General features: G+C 69.9%; 3 protein-coding genes. All 3 read right to left on the bottom strand.

From position 1 onward, the window contains the following. Positions 1-55 precede the first annotated feature (55 nt). Genes topA through MHY20_RS11790 form a run of 3 tightly spaced genes read right to left on the bottom strand, consistent with a single transcriptional unit; the run spans position 56 to position 5970 of the window. A complete protein-coding gene (topA, locus tag MHY20_RS11325; RefSeq protein WP_239376857.1) occupies positions 56-2767 on the bottom strand; it encodes a type I DNA topoisomerase in 2712 nt (903 codons plus the stop codon). A 58-nt stretch (positions 2768-2825) separates the two neighbouring features. Further along, positions 2826-4484 (bottom strand): methyltransferase, encoded by a 1659-nt coding sequence (locus MHY20_RS11320; RefSeq protein ID WP_239376855.1) that lies wholly within the window; start codon positions 4482-4484, stop codon positions 2826-2828. Further along, positions 4474-5970: a PrsW family glutamic-type intramembrane protease gene (locus MHY20_RS11790; RefSeq protein WP_239376853.1), complete on the bottom strand. Its 1497-nt coding sequence runs from the start codon at positions 5968-5970 to the stop codon at positions 4474-4476. Before MHY20_RS11790 ends, MHY20_RS11320 begins: the two co-directional genes overlap by 11 nt. Positions 5971-6133 lie beyond the last annotated feature (163 nt).

The raw sequence follows: 6133 nt of genomic DNA, 5'->3' as shown, positions 1-6133 counted from the left end.
GGGGAGGAACGGAGGGTCCATGCCGCCGCGCCGCGGGACGGGCGCGGCGCGCGGGTCACCTCTTCTGCGCGGCCTTCGAGGTCGTGGTCTTCTTCGCGGGCGCCTTGCGGGTGGTGGTGCGCTTCGTGGTCCGGCGCTTCGCCGGGCCCTTCGCGCGCTTCTCCGCGAGGCGCTCCACTGCGATCTCGTGCGTCAGGTTCTCCAGCACATCGTCGCGGCGCAGGGTCACGTTGGTGGTGCCGTCCGTGATGTACGGGCCGAACCGGCCGTCCTTCACCACGATCGGCTTCTCACTGGTCGGGTCCGTGCCGAGCTCCTTCAGGGGCGGCTTCGCGGCGGCGCGGCCGCGGGTCTTCGGCTGCGCGTAGATCGCCTGCGCCTCCTCCAGGGTGATGGAGAAGATCTGGTCCTCACTCTGCAGGGACCGCGAGTCCGTGCCCTTCTTCAGGTACGGGCCGTAGCGGCCGTTCTGCGCCGTGATCTCGGTGCCGTCCTCCTCGGTGCCCACCACCCGCGGCAGGCGCATCACCTTGAGGGCGTCCTCGAGCGTCACGGTCGCCATGTCCATCGACTTCAGCAGGGACCCGGTGCGCGGCTTCGGACGCTTCGTCTTCGGGATCGACTCGTCCACCTCGAGGACCTCGGTGAAGTAAGGGCCGAAGCGGCCGTCCTTCACGATGATCTCGTTGCCGGTGTCGGGGTCGGTGCCGAGGGCGCGGCCGTCGTCCTTCTGACGCTCCAGCAGCTCCTTCGCCTTCTCCAGGGTCAGCTCATCGGGCGCCAAGTCACCGGGCACGTTGGCGCGCACGGGGGAGCCGTCCACGGTCCTCTCCACGTACGGGCCGTACTGGCCGATGCGCAGGTCGATGCCCTCGCCGAGCTCGGTGGTGTTGATGGCCCGGGCATCGATCTCGCCGAGGTCGTCCACCAGGGTCTTCAGGCCGTGGGCGGCGTCGGGCGCTGCGCCCGGCCCGGCGTTCTCCGGACCGAAGTAGAAGTCCTTCAGCCATTCGGTGCGGTCCTGGGTGCCTGCGGCGATGCGGTCCAGACCCGCCTCCATATCGGCGGTGAAGTCGTAGTCCACGAGCTTGCCGAAGTGCTCCTCCAGCAGGCGCACCACGGAGAAAGCCAGCCAGCTCGGCACCAGCGCGGTGCCCTTCTTGAACACGTAGCCGCGGTCCTGGATCACGCCGATGGTGGCGGCGTAGGTGGAGGGGCGGCCGATGCCGCGCTCCTCCAGTGCGCGCACCAGGGATGCTTCGGTGTAGCGCGGCGGCGGGGTGGTCTCGTGGCCGTCCGGCGTCAGCGACACCACCGACAGCGCCTGCCCCTCCGACATCTGCGGCAGGCGCTTGTCCTTCGCGTCGTCGTCGTAGCGGCCCTGGTCGCGGGACTCCTCGTAGGCGGCGAGGAATCCGCGGAACGTGATGATGGTGCCTGATGCAGTGAACTCGGCGGTGCGGCCCTTACCGGAGACGCCGAGGGTGACCGACGTGGTGGTGCCCTTCGCATCCGCCATCTGGGAGGCGATGGTGCGCTTCCAGATCAGCTCGTACAGGCGGAACTCGTCACCGCTGAGCTGCGACCCCACCTCGGCGGGGGTTCGGAAGTTCGAACCGGCGGGGCGGATCGCCTCGTGCGCCTCCTGCGCGGACTTCGACTTCGAGGAGTACACGCGGGGACGGTCCGGCACATACTCGTCGCCGTAGAGGTCGGCGGCCTGGGCGCGGGAGGCGCGGATCGCCTCACCGGACAGCACCACTGAGTCGGTTCGCATGTAGGTGATGTAGCCGTTCTCGTACAGCCGCTGCGCCGTGGACATGGTCTGGCGGGCGCTCATCCGCAGCTTGCGGGACGCCTCCTGCTGCAGGGAGGACGTGGTGAACGGGGCGGCGGGCCGGCGCGTGTACGGCTTCGATTCGAGACCGGAGACCGTTGCGGGCTCTCCGTCGATCGCGGAGATGAGGGAGGCGGCGGACTCCTCGGTGAGGACCGTGACCGACGGGTTCTTCAGCTCACCGGCATCGGTGAAGTCGCGGCCGGAGGCGATGCGGGCGCCGTCCACGGTGCGCAGCAGCGCCGTGAACGCGGGGGTGTCCGCGGTGCGGTCGGCCCCGTCGGCGGTGGAGAACTCGCCGGTAATGTCCCAGTAGGAGGAGGGGACGAACGCCATGCGTTCGCGTTCGCGGTCCACCACGAGGCGGGTGGCGACGGACTGGACACGACCCGCGGACGTCCCGCGCTGCACCTTGCGCCACAGCACGGGGGAGAGCTCGTAGCCGACGATGCGGTCGAGGATGCGGCGGGTCTCCTGCGCGTTGACCAGGCGGTGGTCCAGTTCGCGGGTCTCGTTGAGGGCGCGCTGGATGGCGTCCTTGGTGATCTCGTGGAACACCATGCGGTACACCGGCAGCGACTTCTTCGGCTTCAGCGTCTCCAGCAGGTGCCACGCGATCGCCTCTCCCTCGCGGTCCTCATCGGTGGCGAGGTAGAGGGCGTCGGCGTCCTTCAGCAGGCGGCGCAGCTCGGTGACCGTCTTCTTCTTGTCGGGGGAGACCACGTAGTAGGGCTCGAACCCGTTCTCCACATCGACGGCGAACTTCTTGTACGGGCCCTTCTTCAGCTCCGCCGGGAGGTCCTTCGGCAGCGGCAGGTCGCGGATGTGGCCGACGGACGCCGCCACGGTGAAGTCGTCACCGAGGTAGCGGCCAATGGTCTTGGCCTTGGCGGGGGACTCGACAATCACCAGATTGCGGTCTGCACTCACGGCGGCACTCTCCTCGATCAACGTCTACGGCCTGGTCGCCATGAATGTAGCACCCTCGTCATTCGGCCCGGAAAGAGAGGAATCCCCAGTGGAGAAGTGTCCGCACCTGCTCCAGGACCCGCTCGCTCACCTCCTCGAACTCCTCACCGGACAGCGCTGCGTATGCCTGGACGAGCGGCTTCAGCGGGTGGGTGCCGTCGAGAACGCCCAGCACACCGGCCATTTCCGAGGTGAGCGGCAGAGTGCGTCCGAACGCGCCGCCCTGCACCAGATCGATCATGACGGGGTCCTCCGCCCCGGGCACGAAGTGGCGGCGCTCCATGACGTCGTCCGCGCGCGCGAGGTGGGATGCGAGCAGGTCATCATCGTTGAGGCCCGCCAGGGTGACGGCGTTCACCAGCATTCCCTTCAGTCGCGGACCCAGCGGCCCCTGCCCCGTGGTCCCCACCTCATCGAGCAACCGCACCGCGGGGCGGGTGTCCGTCGGCCGGTGGAGGATCACGTACCCGAAGCCGACCTCCTCCACATCTCGGGACGCGAAGTCCTCTAGGTAGGCGGTCATCATCGCCGCCCAGCGGTCATCGCGCGGGGTGAGGCCGCCGTCGCGCAGCCACGTCTGCGCGTAGGAGGCGGGGTCCTCCCGGTCGCGCTGGATGACGAACGCGTCCACGTCCGAGCCGTCGAGCCAGGCCGACGGGTGCTCCCGCCAGTCGGCACCGGCGGTGATCTCCCAGTTCGCGAGCATGGCGGCGATGCCGCCCGGCTCCAGATGGTTCGGGAGGTCGCGGATGAGGTCGGCGACGAGGGCATCACCGGCGCGGCCCCCGTCGCGGTAGGTCCACGTGTCCCCGCCGGGGGTGCGCGGGGTGATGACGAACGGCGGGTTCGAGACTACGAGGTCGAAGCGCTCCCCGGCGACGGGCTCCAACATGGAGCCCTGACGCAGCTCCAGGGCGCACCCGTCGGGCAGCGATTCTCGGTTGAGGAGGGCGTTGAACGCGGTGAACGCGAGAGCGCGCTCGGAGATGTCGGTGGCGATGACGCTGCGGGCGTGGCGGGCGGCGTGCAGCGCCTGGATGCCGCAGCCGCAGCCGAGGTCGAGGGCGCTGCGCACCTCACTGCGCGGGGTGAGGGCGATGAGGGTGGAGGTGGCGCCGCCGATGCCGAGGACGTGGTCGCCGTCGAGGGCGCGGCCGGTGGCGGTCTCGCCGAGGTCGGAGGCGATCCACCAGAGGATGGCGCCGTCGTCGTCCTCGGCCTCGTAGGGGCGCAGGTCGATGGCGGCGCGCACGAGGCGCGGCCGGCCGTCAGCGTCGCGCCCGAGGGCCCCACCGGCGGGATCGCCGGCGGGGGTGAGCAGGCCGAGCGCCAGCGCACCCGCCACCGTCAGCGTGGGCAGAACCTCCTCGACCTCGTCCGCGGGCAGAGCGGCGCCGAGCGCGAGCAGCCGCATGAGCAGGGCCGACGGGTGCTCACTGACCGCCAGTTCCCGCTGCGCCGGGATCGCGTTCTCCGCCTCCAGGGCGCGCTGCGCCATGGGGGAGAGGACCTCATTGATGCGGGTGACGGTGAAGTCAGCGGCCGCAAGGTCCGCGCGCAGCGCGTCGATCGGAGGGAGGACTCCGTCGGCCCCCGCCTCGCCGCTGATGCGGAACGGTGACGCGCTGTGCGTGAGGTGACCGAGCAGGGGCCCGATGGACAGCGGTTCAGCGGCCATACCCCACCCCCTGCGGCACCACACCCGCCTGGCGCGCCTGCGACAGGAGGTTCGCGCGGTTCGCCTCCATATGGTTGAGGAAGTACTGCTCCGCCTCGAGGTGGCGGGGCTTCGCGCCGTCGGCCAGCAGACGCTGACGGGTGAACGCCAGCTCCGCCGCCTGACGGATGAACTTCTTCATCGTCGGCTTCGCGTTGAACGTGGCGGCCCAACGGCGGCCCTCGCGGCGACCGCTCCAGGTGGCGAGCATGGTGACCTCGTCGTGGGTGAGCCAGCCCTGGTTCGCGTAGTCGCCGAGGCGGGCGCGGGTCAGGCCCGATTCGAGGCGGATCAGGACCGCGATCAGAATGAACCAGATCGTGAACATGACGAACCAGCCGATCGCCAGGAGGACCAGGCCGCCGAAGCCGCCCAGGAGCGTGGAGGAGAAGTTCCACATGAAGTGCAGGAACATCGCCGGCAGCGGCGCCACCAGGAACGAGAGGATCGCCGGGACCAGACCGAAGCGCCGGTCGATCAGGCCGATCACCATGCCGGTCATCGACGTGAACACGCAGTGACCCCAGATGCCGAGCACACCGCGCACCACGATCAGCATGGTCGCGGCCTGCACCCCGCCGGCCTCCGCGGCCCGCAGGTAGTACTGAATGTTCTCCACGAACGCGAAGCCGCCGCCCACCAGGGCACCGATGATGATGCCGTCCAGCGGGCCCGTGATGTGCTTGCGGAACACCAGGAAGATCAGCGCCACCCCGAGGCCCTTCAGCAGCTCTTCGGTGACCGGCGCGGAGAACATCGCGGTGGCTGCGTGCGCGGTCTGCTCATCCAGGAAGTACGCGTACGCGAACTCGCCGAACACGGAATTGAGGATGCCGGCGATCATCGTGGACACGCCCGCACCCCACAGCACCGCGATGATCTTCATATAGACCGGCATCGGGTGCCACATGTCCACCAGGAACATCACCAGGATGATCACCACGAGGGAGCAGAAAGCGACGGTGCCGTAGAACGCCGTACCGAGGACACCGAACGTCAGCGCGTACAGCAGGAACGACGCCGCGAGCACCAGCAGCAGCACCGGCACCATGAGCCAGCCGATGACGGCGCGCCAGTTGACGGTCCTGACCTCATTGTTGACCGCCTCGATGCGGCGCAGCTGCGTGCCCCACGCCGACTCCGGCTGGATCTGCTGCGGCTGGGTGACCGGCTGGCCCCACTGGTCGAGGGCCGGCGCAGGCGCCTGGCGGCGCGGCCTGGGACCCCCGGACACTCCCTGCGGCTGTGCGAACTGCTGCTGGCCCGCGTATCCCGGACCCTGCGGCTGGCCCGCCGTACCGGGCCCGCGCGGAACCGACGGCGGCTGCTGCGGCTGCGCGCCCGCTCGGCGACGCAGCCCTGTGCCACCTCCCTGGACACGGCGCAGCCCGGTCTCGAACAGCTTCGGAACCTCGTAGGACTGCTGCACCGGCTGCTGCTGCCACACCGGTGCCTGTCCACTCGCCGCCGGCTGACCGGCCGCACTGCTGGGGCCCCGTCGGCCCGGCTGCTGCGACTGAGCGGACCGCCCAGGCTGACCGGGCCCACCGGGCTGAGCAGGATGACCAGGCTGACCGGGCTGGTGCGGGTGCGAGGGATGGGCGGGGGAC

This window comes from Helcobacillus sp. ACRRO, assembly GCF_022347125.1.
Lineage (GTDB): Bacteria > Actinomycetota > Actinomycetes > Actinomycetales > Dermabacteraceae > Helcobacillus > Helcobacillus massiliensis.
The sequence above is the reverse complement of the archived record's forward strand: the minus strand, read 5'-3'. Positions and strand labels throughout refer to the sequence as shown.